Genomic DNA, 17,308 nt, shown 5'->3' with positions numbered 1-17,308 from the left:
GTGAGTTGGGGGTCTCATGCCGCTTCCCGTGCCCGTCCTGCCCGAGGGTGTCGACCCGGCCTGGCTGCCGCCCGGCGCCTTCCGGGCGGTTGGCGGCCGGCGGACGCTGATCCGGGGATCGGGTCCGCTGGTGGAGACGGTGCACGGGGAGGTGGCCGAGGCCTGCCGGCGGTTCGGGGGCCGGGTGGTGCGGGACGCGTCGGACGACGGCCCGTACGACCTGGTCCTCGGCCTCGGCGCGGACGGCCTCGGCGACGAGGGCTTCACGGTCGCCTGCGAGGGCGGCACGACGACCGTGACCGCCTCCGGTGGGCGGGGGCTGCTGTACGGGCTGTTCCACGTCGTGCGGCTCGGGGAGGCGGCCTTCACCGGTGAGCGGCCGCGGCACACGCACCGCCCGGCGCTCGCCCTGCGCATGCTCGACCACTGGGACAACGTGGCCGTGCACCCGGTCATGGGGCAGGTGGAGCGCGGGTACGCGGGTGGCTCGCTGTTCTGGGAGGACGGCCGGGCGCGCGGCGACCTGGAGCGGGTGCGGGCGTACGGCAGGCTGCTGGCGGCGTGCGGGATCAACGCGGTCTCCGTGAACAACGTCAACGTGCACGCGGCCGAGGCGCGGCTGCTGACCGACCGGATCGGTGACGTGGCCGCGATCGCCGGGGCGTTGCGGCCGTACGGCATCCGCACCCACCTGTCGGTCTCCTTCGCCGCGCCGCTCCTGCTCGGCGGGCTGCCCACGGCCGATCCGCTGGACGGGGCCGTGCGCTCCTGGTGGACCGAGGCGACACGGCGGGTGTACGAGGCGATCCCGGACTTCGGCGGGTACGTGGTGAAGGCCGACTCGGAGGGGCAGCCGGGGCCGTTCGCGTACGGCCGCAGCCACGCCGACGGCGCCAACCTGCTGGCGGCGGCGCTGGAGCCGTTCGGCGGCACGGTGCACTGGCGGGCGTTCGTCTACGACCACCGCCAGGACTGGCGGGACCGCACGACCGACCGGGCGCGCGCCGCGTACGACCACTTCGTGCCGCTGGACGGGCGGTTCGCCCGGAACGCGGTGCTCCAGGTGAAGCACGGGCCGATGGACTTCCAGGTGCGGGAACCCGTCTCGCCGCTGATCGGGGCCATGCCGCGCACCCGGCTCGCGGTGGAGCTGCAGGTCACCCAGGAGTACACCGGGCAGCAGCGGCACGTGTGCTGGCTGGGGCCGATGTGGGGCGAAGTGCTGGGCTTCCCGGTCGAACCGGGCGCGTCGGTCGGGGAGTCGGCGCGGGGCGGGCTGGTCGCCGTGTCCAACGCCGGCGACGACCCGTTCTGGACCGGGCACCCTCTCGCCCAGGCCAACCTGTACACCTTCGGCCGGCTGGCCTGGCAGCCGGACGCCGATCCGGGCGCGGTCCTCGACGAGTGGATCCGGCTCACCTTCGGGCCGGGACCGGCGGCCGGGCTGCACGCGGTCCTGGACGGTTCGTGGCGGACGTACGAGAAGTACACCGCTCCCCTGGGCGTGGGGTTCATGGTGCAGCCGGGGCACCACTACGGGCCGAGCGTGGACGGGTACGAGTACAGCCCGTGGGGGACGTACCACTTCGCCGACCGGGACGGGGTCGGTGTCGACCGCAGCGTGGCGACCGGCACAGGGTACGCCGGGCAGTACGGCAAGCCGTGGGCCGAGGTGTACGAGTCCGCGGACAGCTGCCCCGACGAGTTGCTGCTGTTCTTCCACCACGTGTCGTACGCACACCGGCTGACGAGCGGGAAGACGGTGATCCAGCACATCTACGACACGCACTTCGAAGGGGTCGAGGAGGTGGAGGCGGCCCGGGAGGTGTGGGCCGGGCTCGGGGGCCTCGTCGACCCCGCGCGCCACAGGCGGGTGACGGAGCTCTTCGAGGAGCAGCTCCGCAGCGCCCGCGAGTGGCGCGATCAGATCAACAGCTACTTCTTCCGGAAGTCGGGTGTGCCCGACGCACATGGGCGGCGCATCTACTGAAGGACCGCGACGCCCAAGGGGTCGAGGACCAGGGGTTCGCCGCGGTCCACCCGCTTGCCGGTGAGCAGGTCGGTGGCGGTGGCGTGGGCGGTCAGGCGGGCCGGTTCGGAAGCGTGGTTGAGGAGGAAGAGCAGGCGGGTGCCGTCGGGGGCGACCCGGGTGGCGGTCTCCACCGCCGGGTGTCCGGCGTAGGGGCCGAGGAGGTCGTGGCGGGTCAGGATCCGGCGTACGACCTGGTCGACGCCCGGCTGGTCGAGGGCGGTGGCGACGTACCAGGCCTCGCCCGCGCCGAACGGGTTGCGGGTCACGGCCGGGGTGCCGGCGTAGAAGTCGGTGCCGTAGGTGGCGACCGGTTCGGCGCCGCGCGGCAGCACGATCTCGAAGACGAGCCGGGCCTCGCTCCCCAGTTCGGGAACGGGCTGGGTGAACTCCGGCGGGCGGGCGTCCCATTCGTCCACGCGGACGCCCATGAGGGGCGCGAGCGGGCCGGGGACGTCGGTGGGGAAGGCGCGGTCGTGTGCGTCGACGCGGCCGGAGAGGAAGGTGGCGAGGACCGTGCCGCCGCGTGCGGCCACGGCTTCGAGCCGGGTGGCGAGGTCGCCCTTGACCAGGTGGAGGGCGGGGGCGAGGACGACGTCGTAGGGGGTGAGGTCGGCGGTCTGCGGGACGACGTCCACGTCGGCGCCGGCCGCGCGGGCGGCCCGGTAGTAGGCGTGGACCACGTCCGGGTACTTGACCAGCCGGGACGGGCCGTCGGAGATCTCCAGGGCCCACCAGCTGTCCCAGTCGAAGAGCAGGGCGGTGCGGGCCGGGGTGCGGGCGCCCAGGGTCCGGTCCCCCAGCGCCTCCAGCTCGCGCCCCAGTTCGGCCGCCTCGCGGAAGACCCGGGTGTCGTCGCGGCCCGCGTGGCCGATGACCGCCCCGTGGTACTTCTCGCAGGCGCCGCGTGAGGCCCGCATCTGGAAGTAGAGGGCGGCGTCCGCGCCGTGGGCGATCGCCTGGAAGGTGGCGAGGCGGAGTTCGCCGGGGCGCCGGAGCGGGTTGACGTCCCGGCACGCGGTGGTGGACGGGGTCTGCTCCATCAGCCAGAAGGGGGCGCCGTCCTTCAGGCCGCGCATCAGGTCGTGGGCGAGGGCGGGCCGGGTCGGCGGGGCGTCCAGGGGCGGGTAGTTGTCCCAGGAGGCGAAGTCGAGGTGCGGCGCCCAGCGGTGGTAGTCGAGGGGGCGAAAGGTGCCCATGAAGTTGGTGGTGACGGGCGTGTCCGGGTCGTGGGCGCGGATCACCTCCTTCTCGGCCAGGAAGCAGCCGAGGAGGGCGTCGGTGGTGAACCGGAAGTAGTCGAGGGTGATGCCCTGGAAGGCGGTGTGGTCCGGGCCGCGCCAGTGCTCGGTGAGGGCGTTCGGCGGCTCGATCTGGTCCCAGTCGGTGTAGCGGTGCGACCAGAAGGTGGTCCACCAGGCGTCGTTCAGGGCGTCGAGGGTGCCGTGCCGGTCCCGCAGCCACGTCCGGAACGCCTCGGCGCACAGGTCGCAGTAGCAGGCGCCGCCGTACTCGTTGTTGATGTGCCAGGCGAGCAGGGCCGGGTGGTGCGCGTACCGTTCGGCGAGGCGGGAGGCGAGCGCGGTGGCGTGTTCGCGGTACGCCGGGGAGCTGGGGCAGAAGTTGTGGCGCTGGCCGTAGCGGTGGCGGCGGCCCTCGAAGTCTGTGCGGTTGACCTCGGGGTGGCGCTTGGCCAGCCAGGGCGGGAGGGCGGCGGTGCCGGTGGCCAGGCAGACCCGGCGGCCCTCGGCGGCCGCCCGGTCGAGGATGCGGTCCAGCACGGTGAAGTCGTAGGTGTCGGGGGCAGGTTGGGTGAGGGACCAGATGAAGACGCCGACGGTGAGGGTGTCGATGCCGGCCCGGGTGAACAGGCGGTGGTCGTCGTCCCAGACCTCCTCGGGCCACTGCTCCGGGTTGTAGTCGCCGCCGTACGGGATCTTCGGGGTGCGTGGCGCGGTCATGCGGTGAACTCCTCCTGGGTCTCGGTGATCACCGAGCGGCTGCCGTGCAGCAGGGACAGCAGCAGCGGAGCGGCCAGCAGGGCGGGCAGGGCCTCCGTCAGCAGGGCGGTCAGCGCGGCCGTCAGGACGAGCAGGGAGGCGGCGGCGAGGGTGGCGCGGCCGTGCCGGAGCAGGAAGTACCCGGCGAGGCGGGCGGTGTCCCGGGCACGGAAGGCGAAGAGCGAGGTGAGGACGAGGGCGTGCGCGCCCCAGAGGAGGGAACCGGCGCCGATCGCCGCGAGCAGGACCGCCCACCAGCCGGGCAGGCCGGTGGCGGCGAAGTGGGTGAGGGTGAAGGCGATGACCGTCAGCCAGGCGAGCAGGGGGGTCCACAGTTTCAGCGCCGGCAGGGCGTTGAGCCGCCAGCCGCGCAGGTAGGCGCGGGCCGGGCGCAGCTCGGTGAGGTCGCGGCTGCGGTGGTGGAGGGCGTAGAGGGCGGCGGACAGGGCCGGTCCGAGGGGCAGCAGGCACAGGGCCGCGAGGGGGAGGTTGGCCGGGTCGGGGCCGAGCAGGAGCAGTCCGGCCAGGCCCGGGGAGGCGGTCAGGAGCAGCAGCGCCTCGACGGTCAGGACGGTGTGGACCAGGGCGGAGGCGCGGGAGAGGGTCCCGGTGCCGAAGTCGGAGGCCCGCACGGTGCTCATGCCGCCGTCTCCCGGCCGAGCGGGCGCCGGTCGTCCCACCGGGGCGGGGGGTCCTCGTCGACCGGGGTGGGCTCGACGAGCGGGACCTCGTGGCGGCTCAGGGTGAGGGGCCGGTCGGCCCGGCTGTCCTCGGCGGTCGGCCGCCGGTGGGTGCGCGCGGGCTCGGCGGCCTCGCGCGGGGTGTCGAGCCGTCCCGGGTCCTGGTGGTCGCGGCGGGGGGCGGGGCCGGGGCGGCCGGTGCCGGCGCGCTGGTGCCAGGCGTCGGTGAGCCGGCCGCTCGGCGAGTCGGGGACGCGGATCACCCGTTCTCCTTCTTGAACCGCTCGTACGCCTTGTTGTGCAGGTCGACGAACTGCTGCATGTTCTTCGACTTCAGCTCGGAGACGTAGTCGTCCCACTCAGACAGCGGCCGCTTGCCGAGGACGAACCGGAGGGTGTTCTGGATGACGGTGTCCTTCAGCGGGGTCTCCCAGAGGGTCGCCTGCTCCTGTTCGAAGGACTGCAGCGGGTGGGCCGGGCCGATGGGCAGCTGCCTGCGCTGGGCCATGGCGTCCTGGAACTTCTGCTCGTCCGGGCTGAACATCGAGGAGACCAGCTCCCAGCTGCCGCCGTAGGCGAAGACGCCGTTGTAGAAGCCGAAGTCCTTCTGCATGTCCTTCGGCGCGTCCGGGTCGGAGCCCATGAGGCTGATGCCGGGCTTCAGCTCGTACCGGCTTCCCGAGCGGGTGTAGGTGACGCCCTCGACGCCCCAGCGGGCCAGCCGCTGGCCCTCGTCGGAGTACCAGAGCCAGTCCACGAACTGCATCATGGCGACGAAGCTGTCGCTCTTGAGTGCCTTGCTGGAGATCATCACGCCGTTCTCCAGCCGGCTGCCGCCCAGCACGACCGGCCCGGCGGGCCCGATCGGCACCGGGACCATCTCGATCTTCGCGCCCTTGACCTGCTTCTCCAGGTTGTAGCGGTAGTTCTGCACCAGCTCCTGCGGGTTGGCGCTCATCGCGTAGCACTTCTCGGCGAGCAGTTTCTGCACGGCCTGGTCGTCGGTCTGGCTGAAGCTCTCGGGGTCCATGAGCTTCTCGGCGACGAGCCTGCGGAGGTACTCGACCATCTGGCGGTAGGCGTCCTGGGCGCCGGTGAAGACGTACTTCTGCGCCTTGTGGTCGAAGTCGATGTTGTCGTAGGTCCAGCCGGCTCTGACGCCGAAGGCCTGGCCGAGGTAGCTGAACAGGGCGCCGCAGGGGAACGGGGTGTTGGTGCTCCAGCGGTCGGAGAGGGGGTACTTGCCGGGGTACTCCTCCTTGAGCGCCTTGAGGACGTCGTACACCTCGTCCCAGGTGGTGGGCAGGCCGAGGCCGTGCCGGTCGAGGACGTCCGTGCGGAAGGACAGCGAGTAGCCGGGCTTGGGCCTCTCGTGCAGGCCGGGCAGCAGGTAGTACTTGCCGTCGGACTGGCGGATGGAGTCGAGTTCGGGCTCCAGCTTCCACTTGCGGACCTTGTCGCGGAAGTTGGGCATGAGGTCGACGTAGTCGCTGACGGCGAGGATGGCGCCGGAGGAGACGAAGGCGACCTCGGAGGGGTGGTACGTCTTGGGGATGATGAACGGGGCGTCCCCGGCGCCGATGAGGACGCTGCGCTTCTTCTCGTAGTCGGCGAGCGGGACGTCGACCGGCTTGAGGGTGACGCCGGTGCGCTTGGTGACCTCCTTCCAGAACCGCCAGCCGCTCTTCATCGGATACACGGGGTTGTTGTTGTGCAGCACGGAGAAGGCGAGCGGCTCGGACGCCTTGAACTGCTGTCCGGCCCGGTAGTTCTTCATCGCGCCGTTCTGTTTCTTCGACAGGTCCTTCGTGTCGCCGCCGTCGTCCCCGCTGCCGCAGCCGGCGACCGTGGCGAGTCCGACGAACCCGGCGGCGGCGAGTATCTGGCGCCGCGACAGCTGTCCTGCGTTCTGCACGGAGACTCCTTTGTTCCGTAGGCGAGGGAGGAGGCGGCGTCAGCCCTTGACCGCGCCGAGCATCACGCCCGAGACGAAGTAGCGCTGGACGAACGGGTACACGCAGAGGATCGGCAGGGCGGTCAGGACGATGGTGACCGACTGGATGTTCGCGCCGACCTGGCTGAGCTGCTCGGTGCCGGCGCCCGCGTTGCCGCCGCCGGTGGCGCCCTGGATGAGGTTGCGGAGGTAGACGGTGACGGGCATCAGATCCGTCCGGTCCATGTAGAGGAAGGCGCTGAACCAGGAGTTCCAGAAGGACACCGAGTAGAAGAGGACCATCGTCGCCACGACCGCCTTGGACAGCGGCAGCACGATCCTGAGCAGGATGCCGTACGTGCTCAGGCCGTCGATCTGCGCGGCCTCCTCCAGTTCCGTCGGCAGGTTCTCGAAGAACGCCTTCATCACCAGCAGGTTGAACACGCTGATCGCGTTCGGCAGGGCGATCGCCCACACGCTGTTCTTCAGGCCGAGGCTGGTGACCAGGATGTAGTTCGGGATCAGCCCGCCGGTGAAGAACATGGTGAACACAGCGATGCCGACGAGGACACCACGGCCCTTGAGGTGCTTCTTCGACAGGACGTAGGCGTAACACGTCGTCAGCACCATGGCCACGGCCGTCGCCACGACCGTGTACAGCACGGTGTTGCCGTAGTTCCGCCAGAACATCGCGTCCTGGAACACGATCTCGTACGTGGTGAGGTTGAACCCCTTGGGCAGCAGGGTCACCTCACCCGCGCGGATCTGGCGCTCCCCGCTGAAGGACCGCGCGAGGATGTTGACGAAGGGGTACAGGGTCACCAGCACGACGAGCGTGAGGACCACCCCGTTGACGCCCTGGAAGACCCGGTAGGAGCGGCTCGGCTTCACCACAGGCTGGTCCCCACTGTGCGGCGTGAGAGCTGGTTGGCGGACGTGATGAGGACCAGGCCGATGATCGCCTCGAACAGCCCGATGGCGGCGGCGTAGCTGAAGCTGTTGGACTCGACGCCGGCCCGGTAGACGTAGGTCGAGATGACGTCGGCGGTGGGGTACGTCAGCGGGTTGTACAGCAGCAGGACCTTCTCGAAGCCGACCGCCATGAACGTGCCGATGTTGAGGATCAGCAGCGTGACCATGGTGGGGCGGATGCCGGGCAGGGTGACGTGCCAGATCTGCTGCCAGCGGTTGGCCCCGTCGATGCGCGCGGCCTCGTAGAGGTCCTCGTCGATGGTGGTGAGCGCGGCGAGGTAGAGGATCGTGCCCCAGCCGGCCGTCTGCCAGATCTCCGAGCCGACGTAGATCGTGCGGAACCACTCGGGTTCCTGGATGAAGCGGATCGGTTCGTGGCCGAACCAGCCGAGGACGTGGTTGACCGGGCCGTCGCTGGCCAGCATCTGCAGGGTGATGCCCGCGACGATCACGATCGACAGGAAGTGCGGGAGGTACGACACGGACTGCACGAACCGCTTCAGGGAGCGCCGGCGAACCTCGTTCAGCAGCAGCGCCAGCACGATCGGAATCGGGAAGCAGAACAGCAGCGTGAGCCCGCCGATCCACAGGGTGTTGCGGAAGACCTGCCAGAAGGTGGGGTCGCTGAGGAACATCTGCACATAGCGCAGGCCCACCCACTCCTCGCCGAAGATCGATCCCCCGGGCTCGAAGCGCCGGAAGGCGATCACGTTGCCGATCATCGGCAGATAGCGGAAGACCAGGAAGAACAGCAGCGGCAGGATCGCCAGCGAGTACAGCTGCCAGTCGCGGCGCAGCGCCCGCCGCCAGCCGGTCCGGGCGGGCGTCCGGCCGCCGCGTCGTCGGGGGGCGGCCCGGGCCGGAGGGGGGTCCTCGGTGCCCGGCGGGGCCGACGTGGTGGACGTGCTCATTGCTCGGGCCTCCCGTGGGCATGGGACGCGGAACCGAAACTTTCGAGCGCTTACCGGTAACTTCGCGGCAACCTAAGGGCAGGGGAAAGCGCTGTCAATGGGTGCTGCGGTAGTCGGCCGGGGCGCCTGTGCCGCGTTGGAAACCTGTCGCACCTGGGTAGACCCCTGGGGCCCACCCCCCTTTGCTCGTCGCAAGTTTCTGGATGACCACCGACTCCTGCGAGGTGCCGCGTGCCCGCGTTCGACCTGCCGTTGACGGAACTGGAGCGCCATCGCCCGGACGTCGGGGAGCCCGCCGACTTCGACGCGTTCTGGCTGGGCACGCTGAAGGAGGCCGGGCAGGCGGACCCGCTGGTGTCGGTGCGGCCGGTGGAGACGGGCCTGCGGCTGACGCGGAGTTGGGACGTGACGTTCCGGGGTTTCGGGGGCGACCCGGTGCGCGCCTGGTTCAGCAGGCCGGCCGGTAGTGGTGAACTGCTGCCCGCCGTCGTGGAGTTCGCCGGGTACGGGCGCGGCCGGGGTCTGCCGCACGAGCGCCTGACCTGGGTCAACGCCGGGTACGCGCATCTGCTCATGGACAACCGCGGCCAGGGCGACCAGTACGGCTGCGGCGGTGACACGCCCGACCCGTACGGCACCGCGCCGGGCGGTCCGGGGCCGGCGGTGCGGGGGCTGCTCGCTCCCGAGGACTACCACTACCGGCGCCTGATCACGGACGCGGTGCGCGCGGTCGCGGCGGTGCGGGCGCTGCCCGGCGTCGATCCCGCGCGGACCGTGGCCGTCGGCAACAGCCAGGGGGGCGGGCTGGCCCTGGCGGTCGCGGGGCTCGTCCCCGATCTGGCGGCGCTCCTGGTCACGGCGCCGCTGCTGTGCGGGATCCGCCGCGCGCTGGACCTCACCGACACGGGCCCGTACGGCGAGATCGCCGCCTACCTCTCCGTCCACCGGGGCGCCGAGCACGCCGCCTACCGCACCCTGTCCTACGTCGAGGGCGTCTCCTTCGCCCGCCGGGCGCAGGCCCCGGCCCACTTCGGTGTCGGCCTGCGCGACACGGTGTGCCCGCCGAGCGGGGCGTACGCGGCGTTCAACCGTTACGCCGAACTGACCGGCGCCGACCCGGACAAGGAGATCCACGCCTATCCGTTCAACGGCCACGAGGGCGGTGACGCGGTGCAGGTGCGCCGGCAACTGGCATGGTTGGCGCAGGTGTTGGACGTCCGGCGCGATGACCGCGCGGGGGCCGGGGGCGCGTCGGCCTGAGACCGGCCGCGAGGGCCATCCACCGGGTCCGCCGCCGGTCCCGTGAACGTCCACCAGGCCCGCCCGCCCAGGCGGACGTTCGCGGCGCTGCGCGGGCGGCCTGTGGTGATCGAGGGCTGGGGCTGGATCGGCAGCCCGGTGCCGCCCGGCGACTACGCCCCATCCGCCGGGCGGCCCGTCGTCACTTGCCGATCGGAGACTCCGCGGTGCAGCCCCCGGCGGTCACCAGGCCCTTGGCGCTCTGCTCCTCCAGCACCTTGCCCTTGTGGATGATCTTGCAGGTCACCTGGGCGCCCTCGGGATCCGCGGCGACCGGCATGACCGCCGCGGGCATGATGCCGCGCAGCGTGACCGTCTTCTTCCACGGCAGCTCGGGCTTCGACACCGACTCGATCTTCGGCTCCAGGGCCTTGCCACCGCCACCGTGGAACTCGATCGAGTCGACGTTCTTCCCCGTGACCTCGTAGGTCACTTCGTACGTCTCGTCCACCGCCTTGTCGACCTGGTCGACCGCCTCGGAACAGGAGCTGAGGCCGAACGCGAGACCGGTGACGGCGACGGCGCAGACGGCAGCACGGATGGTGCGGTTCAAGAGATCCCCCCGGATCGTGAATGGTCAGAGCCGCAGCCAAGCCCAAAGGGAAGGCAAAGTCAACTTCGATACGAGAGCGGCCAGTTCCCTCACCTCGGGTCCCGGCACGGCTCGCCCACGGCGGTGGCCGCGCCGCCCACCCGGGGGACGAGTGGTGTCACTCCTTCGCCTCCATCCAGTGGAGGCATTCGGTGTAGTCGAAATTCCACTTCAGGCAGAGCTGCATCCGGATCACCGATTTCCGGTCCACGAACTCGGTGATGATCGCCCTGTCCTCGACCCGGGACACTCCGACCTCGTTCTCCCAGTCGATTCCCATCTCATTTTCCAGCGCGAGGCTCGACAGCGCGTATTTGCCCTGCGCCTCCGGATACCTGAGGAAGACTTCCTTGATCGCCTTGTGGAACTCCGCGTCTTCACTCGGCATGCACGTCATGACCGTCTCCTGGATTCCGGGTCGGCGGGCCGTCCGCTCACCCGAAGTCTGGTGGGAGCCCGGGCAAAGCGCGCGGCGGCCGTCACCCGATCGGATTCCGGCGCCCCGCGCGGCGACCGTTTACAAGTGCGCCGCCCGGCGCTAACTTTCGCAGCAGCGGGGTGGGAGCGCTCCCATAACGGTGGACCGGAACCCGCCCACGAGCCGCTCCCACTCCGCGCATCAGCAGGGGGAGGCGCCCGGCGAGGGTGGGCAGCCGGGCGGCCGGCCGGGTGGGGGTTCTGGTCGCGCAGCAGGTGCCCCGACACATTGACCGAGTCAGCCCGTACGCCCCATATGTCGCTGTTATCCAGGTGTGCGATTCTGTTGTGTGGGTGCCCTGCCGCTCATGTGCGGCGTGGCTTCGCCATGGGAGGCGTGACCCGGTACCGCCGACTCGTGCCCGCGTCGTCGTCGCCTGGGTTCCGGGGACTCCCACCTGCCGGTGGCTGCGGCGTGGACGGGAGGTGGACGCGGACATGCCCCATGACGGCGATGCCCGGGCCGCGGCCCCCGGTCTGCGGGCGCCCCGGAGCGGGAACACCGGCCCGCCTCGTCCCACGCCGGAACCGGCCGCGCGGGAGCGGGTCCTGGCGTTCGCCGGGGTGGTGCTGGCGGCGGTGTACGTACGGAGCGAGGACGGCGCGGAACTCCGGCGGGTGGAGGCGGCCGGGCTGGAACCCGAGCGGTACGGGCTGACGGGGAGCGTGCGGGTCTCGGCGGGCTCGCCGGTGGCTGGGGGCGGCGACACGACGGCCGGGCGGGAGCGCGACACGACGGCTGGGCGGGAAGCGGAGCGGGTCGCACCCCCTGCCCCACCCCCACCCGCGCCCCCACCTCCACCCCCACCTCAGACCGCAGGCACAGGAAATGGCGGTGCCGTCGGCGAGGCCTATCGGAGTGGTCGGGCCGTGTGGCTCCGGGGTGCCGTGGTCGACGGTCGGGAGGGCGGCACTGTCGTCTCCGCGCCGCTCGGGGCGCTGCCCCTGGGGGCGCCGGGTGGATGGCTGGGATGCCTGGTCGTCGTGGGCGAGCCCGGGGAGGGGTTCGGGGGCGAGCAGCGGGAGTTCCTGGAGCGGTACGCCGACGCGGTCGCCGGGCGGCTGCGGGGCGAGGCCGACCGGTCGGCGCCCTCCCCCCTGCTGGATTCCGCCCTGCGGGCCATGGGCGTGGGCTCGTTCGCCCTGACGCCGGGCACCGGCCTGGTGGAGACGGACCCGGCCCTGCTGGAACTCGTCGGCATCCCCGAGGACGGTTTCGACGGCAAGACCGACACGCTGCTCTCCTACAGCGTCCCGGAGGACGTCCCGGCCCTGATGTCGGTCATCGAACCGTCCGCGCAGACCCCGGGGCGCCGGGAACTGGAGTTCCGTATCCGCCGACCCACCGGTGAACTGTGCTGGCTGCGCCTGGGCAGCCGCGTGCTGAAGGGCCCCGACGGCGCTCCCCAGCGCGTGCTGGGCGTCGTCACCGCGGCCCCCGTGCTGCGGCGCGGCGCCAGCGACGTCGCCCGCATCCAGTGGCTGACGGCCGCGCTCGACGACGCGACGACGGTGCGGGACGTCAGCCGTGTGGTGGTCGCCGCGCTGCGCGAGCCGCTGGGCGCCGACCGGGTCGCGCTCGCCGAGCTGCTGGAGGACCGGCTCGCGGTCACCGTGCTCGATCCCCCGGCCGCCACCGCCTGGCCGGAGCTGTGGCGTTCGGAGTGGCGCTCGGAGTGGCCCGACGCGCCGGTCGGCGCGCTGCCCACGCTGCAGGCGGCGCTGCGGGACGGGCGGATGAGCCTGTGGCCGGCCGGTGCCGTGCTGGAACCGGGCCTCGCGGGGATCGGCCCGGGCGGGCTCGCGGTCCTGCCGCTGCCCGCGAAGAGCAGGGTGGCCGGGGTGTGCCTGGTCGGCTGGGACGCCCCGCACGAGTTCGCCCCGGAGGAGCGGGCCCTGCTCACCGCGACGGCGGGTCTGGTGGGGCAGGCACTGAAGCGCGCGCACGCCTACGACGCCGAGCAGGAACTCGCCACGATGCTCCAGCGCAGTCTGCTGCCCCGCCGGCTCCCCCGGCTGCCCGGGGGCACCGCCGTGGCCCGCTACCTGCCGGCCCGGCGCGGACTCCAGGTGGGCGGCGACTGGTACGACGTCATCGCGCTGTCGGAGGGGAAGGTGGCCCTGGTCATCGGGGACGTGCAGGGGCACAGCGCCGGGGCCGCGACGATCATGGGCCAGATGCGTACGGCGGTCCGGGCCTACGCCGTCGAGGGCCATCCGCCGGACGTGGTCGTCGCGCACGCCAACCGGCTGCTCGTCGGCATGGAGACCGACCTGTTCGCCACCTGCTGCTACGTCGAGCTGGACATGGAGGAGGGCAACGCGCTGTTCGTGCGGGCCGGGCACCTGTCGCCGCTGGTGCGCCATCCCGACGGGGACACCGAGGAGATCGCGGTCGAGGGGGGCCTCCCGCTCGGCGTCCTCGAGGAGGCGGACTTCCCGCTGACGGCGCTCGCCCTGGCCCCGGGCTCGGTGCTCGCGCTGGTGACGGACGGCCTGGTGGAGTCGGCCGATCTGCACTTGGACGAGGGCATGCGGCTGGTGGGCGAGGCGCTCGCCGCCGCCGACCCCGCCGACCCGGGGCGGATGGCCGACGAACTGCTCGGCGAGGCCGGCCGCCGCGAGGACGACGTGGCGTTGCTGCTGCTGCGCTACGACGGGATGCGGGTCCGGCCCGTGCGGGCGGGCTGGGTGGTGTGGCGGCTGCCGGACGCGGTCATGCACGCCCGCCGGTTCAGCGCCCGCACGCTGCGCTCGTGGGACGTCGTGGCCGACGCCGACACCGTCCTGCTGGTGGTGTCGGAGCTGGTCACCAACGCGCTGGTGCACACCCAGGGCCCGGTCCGGGTGGATCTGACCCTGGCGGCGGACCGGCTCAGGGTGACGGTGAGCGACTCCTCGCCCCGCTCCCCCGCCAAGCCGGTGGTCGTGGACTGGGAGTCGACGGGCGGCCGGGGGCTCTTCCTGGTCGAGGCCCTCTCGGCGGCCTGGGGCTCGGTACCGGTCGGCGGCGGCAAGCAGGTGTGGAGCGAGATCGTCGTGTCCCGTCCGCAGCCGGAGCCGGACCTCCCGGAGGAACCCGAGCCGGAACCGCGGGCCGAGCCGGAGCGGGAGCGGCAGTCGGGCTGGGGCCTGGGCCGGGACCGGGGCTGGGGCATCGGCCGCAACCGTGACCGGAACAGAGGCCGGGGCCCGGGCCGGGGCCGGTCCGAGGAGAGGGGACCGCGATGAGAGCCCCGAGGTGGCGGGTGTCCGCCGGGCTGCTGGCGGTCGTGCTGGCGGTGTCCCTGGCCGGGTGCACCGGCGACGGCGCGGGCGGCGGGGACGACGGGCTGACCGTCGGGCTGCTGCTGCCGAGCCGTGCGGTGCCGCGCTGGGAGCAGTCCGACAAGCCCATGATCGAGAAGCGGGTGAAGGAGCTGTGCTCCGAGTGCACGGTGGTGTACGCCAACGCCGAGAACGACGCGGCGAGCCAGCGGCAGCAGATGAAGTCCATGATGACCCGGGGGGTGTCGGTCCTCATCCTGGACGTCGTCGACCCCAAGGCCCTGCGTTCCTCGGTCCGGGCGGCGGAGCGGGAGGGCATCCCGGTCGTCGCCTACGACCGGCTCGCCGAGGGCCCGATCGCGGGGTTCGTCAGCTTCGACGGCCGCGAGGTCGGCAGGCTCCAGGGCGAGGCGCTGCTGCGGGGCATGGGCGCCAGGGCCGACGGCGGCAGCGTGGTGATGATGAACGGCGACCCGGCGAGCCCCAACGCCGCCTGGTACGAGGGCGGGGCCCGGTCCGTCCTGGAGGACCGGGTGCGGATCGCCCGGTCGTACGACACCCTCGGGTGGCGTACGGAGAACGCCCACGACCAGATGTCCGCGGCGATCAGCGTCCTCGGCCCGAACCGGATCGACGGGGTGCTGGCGGCCAACGACTCGATCGCCGCCGGTGTCGTCGCGGCGCTCAAGAGCGCCCGGGTCTCGCCGCTGCCCGCGATCACCGGCCAGGACGCCGACCTCGACGCCGTGCGGCGCATCGTCGAGGGCGAGCAGTACATGACCGTCTACAAGCCGTTCCGGCTGGAGACCGACGCGGCCTCCGCGATGGCCGTCGCCCTGGCGCGCGGCAACGACGTCGACGCCCTCGTCACGACGAGCGTGGACAGTCCCACCACCGAGGACGTCCCGTCGGTCCTGCTCGACCCGATCTCCGTGACACGGGAGAACATCGGCCGGACGCTCGTCCAGGACGGCGTCTACACCGTCGACCAGATCTGCACCCCGAAGCTCCGGCCGGACTGTGACCGGGCCGGACTCACCGGGTGAGGGAGGTGGTCCCCGTGGCCCATCCGCCGGTGCTGGCGTTGCGCGGCATCACCAAGCGGTTCGGGGGCGTCCAGGCGCTCGTGGACGTGGACCTCCAGGTCCGGGCCGGCGAGGTGGTGGCCCTGGCGGGCGACAACGGCGCCGGCAAGTCCACGCTCGTCAAGGTGATCTCCGGTGTCAGCCCCGCCGACCGGGGCGTCATCGAGTGGGAGGGGCGGCTCGTGCAGATCAAACGCCCGCACGACGCCCACACCCTGGGCATCGCGACCGTCTACCAGGACCTCGCGATGTGCGACAACCTGGACGTCGTCGGCAATCTCTTCCTCGGCCGGGAGATCGACCGGGTGGGCATCCTCGACGAGGTGGAGATGGAGCGCCGGGCCCGCGATCTGATGCGGGCCCTGTCGATCCGCATTCCCGACGTGCGCATGCCGGTCGCGGCGCTCTCCGCCGGCCAGCGGCAGGCCGTCGCGATCTCGCGCTCGCTCATGGGCTCGCCCAAGGTCCTGCTCCTCGACGAGCCCACCGCCGCCCTGGGCGTGGAGCAGACCAGCCATCTGCTCGACCTCATCGAGCACGTCCGCGACCGGGGCATGGGCATCATCCTCATCAGTCACAACATGGGCGACATCAAGGCGGTCGCGGACCGGGTCGCGGTGCTGCGGCTGGGCCGCAACAACGGCCTGTTCGACGTGAGCACGGTGACGCAGGAGCAGATCATCTCCTCCGTCACGGGCGCCGCGGACAACGCCGTGGCCCATCGCACGCGGGGCGACGAGGAGGCGTGGCCGTGAGCGGCGGCGGGCCGCACGGGGACGGCGCACCGGTCGCGACCGGCCGGACACCGCGCGCCCGGGCCTGGCAGGAGAACCTGCGGGAGTACGCGCTGGAGGTGCGCGGCAGCGTCCGGGACGGCGAGCGGGGGCCGCTGCTGGTCGTCGCGGGGCTGATCGTGATCTGCGTCGTGTTCCAGGCGCTGGACGACAAGTTCCTCTCGCCGCGCAACCTGTCCAACCTCGGCGTGGACATCGTCGGGACCGGGCTGGTCGCCGTCGGGATCGTGTTCGTGCTGCTGATCCGGGAGATCGACCTGTCGGTCGGTTCCGTGAGCGGACTGGCGGGGGCGGCGTTCGCCGTGCTGAACGTGAACCACGGGGTGCCGGAGTGGCTCGCGGTGATCGTGGCGGTCGTCGCGGGGACGGCCGTGGGCGCCTTCCACGGGTTCTTCTTCGCCTGGCTCGGCGTGCCCGCGTTCGTGGTGACGCTCGCGGGCCTGCTGGTGTGGAACGGCCTGACGCTCTACCTGCTGGGCGCGAGCGGCACGATCAACATCGACGAGGAGGGCCTGGTCGCGTCCCTGACCAGCCGGCACTTCGATGCCGACGTGGCGGCGTACGCGGTCGCGGCGGTGGGCACGGCCGGGTACCTGCTGACCGTACGCCGCCGGCGCAGCCGTCACCGGGCGGCCGGGATGCCGTACCGGCCGATGGGCGAGATCTGGCTGCGCACCGCTCTCCTCGCGGTCGTCTCCTTCGCCGCGGCGCACACCCTGAACCGGTTCCAGGGGCTGCCGCTCGCGCTGCTGATCTTCCTGGTGGTCCTGGTCGTCTCGGACTACGTGCTGCGCCGCACCCGCTACGGGCGGCGGGTGTACGCGCTCGGCGGCGGGGTCGAGGCGGCGCGGCGGGCGGGCATCGGGGTGGAGCGGGTGCGGGTGGCGATGTTCATGGTGTCGGGGACACTGGCGGCGGTCGGCGGGCTGTTCGTGGCCTCGGGGCTGACCTCGGCGAGCCCCACGACGGCCCGTGCCGCCGGTTCCGGGATGCTGCTGATCAACGCGATCGCGGCGGCCGTCATCGGCGGGACGAGTCTGTTCGGCGGGCGGGGTTCGCCCTGGTCCGTGCTGCTCGGGGTGCTGGTCATCCAGTCGATCGCCTCCGGCATGGGCCTGCTCGGGGTGGAGGACGCCGTGCAGTTCATGATCACGGGTGGGGTGCTGCTGGCCGCGGTCGCGGCCGACGCGCTCTCCAGACGGGTGGAGACCCGGCGCGGCCGCCCCTGAGCCGCGCTCGCCCACCGCTCTGCCCCTTTTTCCCGATATG

The 17,308-nt window shown here is 72.1% G+C and carries 14 protein-coding genes; 6 read left to right on the top strand and 8 right to left on the bottom strand.

Annotation, left to right across the window (positions count from 1 at the left end):
• Positions 1 to 16: 16 nt before the first annotated feature.
• A complete protein-coding gene (locus ABZ948_RS03750) occupies positions 17 to 1,990 on the top strand; it encodes an alpha-glucuronidase (RefSeq protein ID WP_359756917.1) in 1,974 nt (657 codons plus the stop codon).
• Here the strand turns inward: ABZ948_RS03750 and ABZ948_RS03745 are convergent.
• From ABZ948_RS03745 to ABZ948_RS03720, 6 genes are read right to left on the bottom strand one after another with little or no spacing between them, the layout of a single operon-like run.
• The gene (locus ABZ948_RS03745; RefSeq protein ID WP_359756916.1) at positions 1,984 to 3,990 is read right to left on the bottom strand and encodes a beta-galactosidase; all 2,007 of its coding nucleotides are present in this window, start codon (positions 3,988 to 3,990) and stop codon (positions 1,984 to 1,986) included. The two genes, ABZ948_RS03750 and ABZ948_RS03745, sit on opposite strands and share 7 nt — an antisense overlap.
• A complete protein-coding gene (locus ABZ948_RS03740; RefSeq protein ID WP_359756914.1) occupies positions 3,987 to 4,670 on the bottom strand; it encodes a hypothetical protein in 684 nt (227 codons plus the stop codon). Before ABZ948_RS03740 ends, ABZ948_RS03745 begins: the two co-directional genes overlap by 4 nt.
• A complete protein-coding gene (locus tag ABZ948_RS03735; protein ID WP_359756912.1) occupies positions 4,667 to 4,972 on the bottom strand; it encodes a hypothetical protein in 306 nt (101 codons plus the stop codon). Before ABZ948_RS03735 ends, ABZ948_RS03740 begins: the two co-directional genes overlap by 4 nt.
• Entirely contained in the window at positions 4,969 to 6,624 is a 1,656-nt protein-coding gene (locus ABZ948_RS03730) for an ABC transporter substrate-binding protein (protein WP_359756910.1), read from the bottom strand. The genes ABZ948_RS03735 and ABZ948_RS03730 overlap by 4 nt, the downstream gene beginning before the upstream one ends.
• 39 nt (positions 6,625 to 6,663) lie before the next feature.
• Positions 6,664 to 7,536, bottom strand: coding sequence for a carbohydrate ABC transporter permease (locus tag ABZ948_RS03725; protein WP_031119081.1), 873 nt, complete (start codon positions 7,534 to 7,536; stop codon positions 6,664 to 6,666).
• Complete coding sequence (locus ABZ948_RS03720) at positions 7,530 to 8,525, bottom strand: ABC transporter permease (RefSeq protein WP_359756909.1); 996 nt, start codon at positions 8,523 to 8,525, stop codon at positions 7,530 to 7,532. Before ABZ948_RS03720 ends, ABZ948_RS03725 begins: the two co-directional genes overlap by 7 nt.
• Positions 8,526 to 8,756: 231 nt before the next feature.
• On the opposite strand from ABZ948_RS03720, the gene ABZ948_RS03715 reads away from it, so the two are divergent.
• Positions 8,757 to 9,785 (top strand): acetylxylan esterase, encoded by a 1,029-nt coding sequence (locus ABZ948_RS03715; protein WP_359756907.1) that lies wholly within the window; start codon positions 8,757 to 8,759, stop codon positions 9,783 to 9,785.
• Between the two features lie 181 nt (positions 9,786 to 9,966).
• Here ABZ948_RS03715 and ABZ948_RS03710 read toward each other — a convergent pair whose 3' ends face one another.
• Positions 9,967 to 10,377 carry an MmpS family transport accessory protein gene (locus ABZ948_RS03710; protein ID WP_359756905.1) on the bottom strand — a complete coding sequence of 137 codons (411 nt, stop codon included), beginning with the start codon at positions 10,375 to 10,377 and terminating at the stop codon, positions 9,967 to 9,969.
• A 157-nt stretch (positions 10,378 to 10,534) separates the two neighbouring features.
• Positions 10,535 to 10,804 (bottom strand): hypothetical protein, encoded by a 270-nt coding sequence (locus ABZ948_RS03705; protein ID WP_359756903.1) that lies wholly within the window; start codon positions 10,802 to 10,804, stop codon positions 10,535 to 10,537.
• Positions 10,805 to 11,331: 527 nt separating this feature from the next.
• On the opposite strand from ABZ948_RS03705, the gene ABZ948_RS03700 reads away from it, so the two are divergent.
• From ABZ948_RS03700 to ABZ948_RS03685, 4 genes are read left to right on the top strand one after another with little or no spacing between them, the layout of a single operon-like run.
• Positions 11,332 to 14,124: a SpoIIE family protein phosphatase gene (locus ABZ948_RS03700; RefSeq protein ID WP_359756901.1), complete on the top strand. Its 2,793-nt coding sequence runs from the start codon at positions 11,332 to 11,334 to the stop codon at positions 14,122 to 14,124.
• A complete protein-coding gene (locus tag ABZ948_RS03695; protein WP_359756899.1) occupies positions 14,121 to 15,206 on the top strand; it encodes a sugar ABC transporter substrate-binding protein in 1,086 nt (361 codons plus the stop codon). Before ABZ948_RS03700 ends, ABZ948_RS03695 begins: the two co-directional genes overlap by 4 nt.
• 14 nt (positions 15,207 to 15,220) lie before the next feature.
• On the top strand, positions 15,221 to 16,000 hold the full coding sequence (locus ABZ948_RS03690) for an ATP-binding cassette domain-containing protein (RefSeq protein WP_359756897.1): 780 nt from the start codon (positions 15,221 to 15,223) through the stop codon (positions 15,998 to 16,000).
• Positions 15,991 to 17,268, top strand: coding sequence for a sugar ABC transporter permease (locus ABZ948_RS03685; protein ID WP_359756895.1), 1,278 nt, complete (start codon positions 15,991 to 15,993; stop codon positions 17,266 to 17,268). Before ABZ948_RS03690 ends, ABZ948_RS03685 begins: the two co-directional genes overlap by 10 nt.
• Positions 17,269 to 17,308: the final 40 nt, after the last annotated feature.

Origin of the sequence: Streptomyces olindensis (assembly GCF_040645895.1) — a bacterium.
GTDB lineage: Bacteria > Actinomycetota > Actinomycetes > Streptomycetales > Streptomycetaceae > Streptomyces > Streptomyces olindensis.
This window is presented reverse-complemented; position numbering and strand designations above follow the sequence as displayed.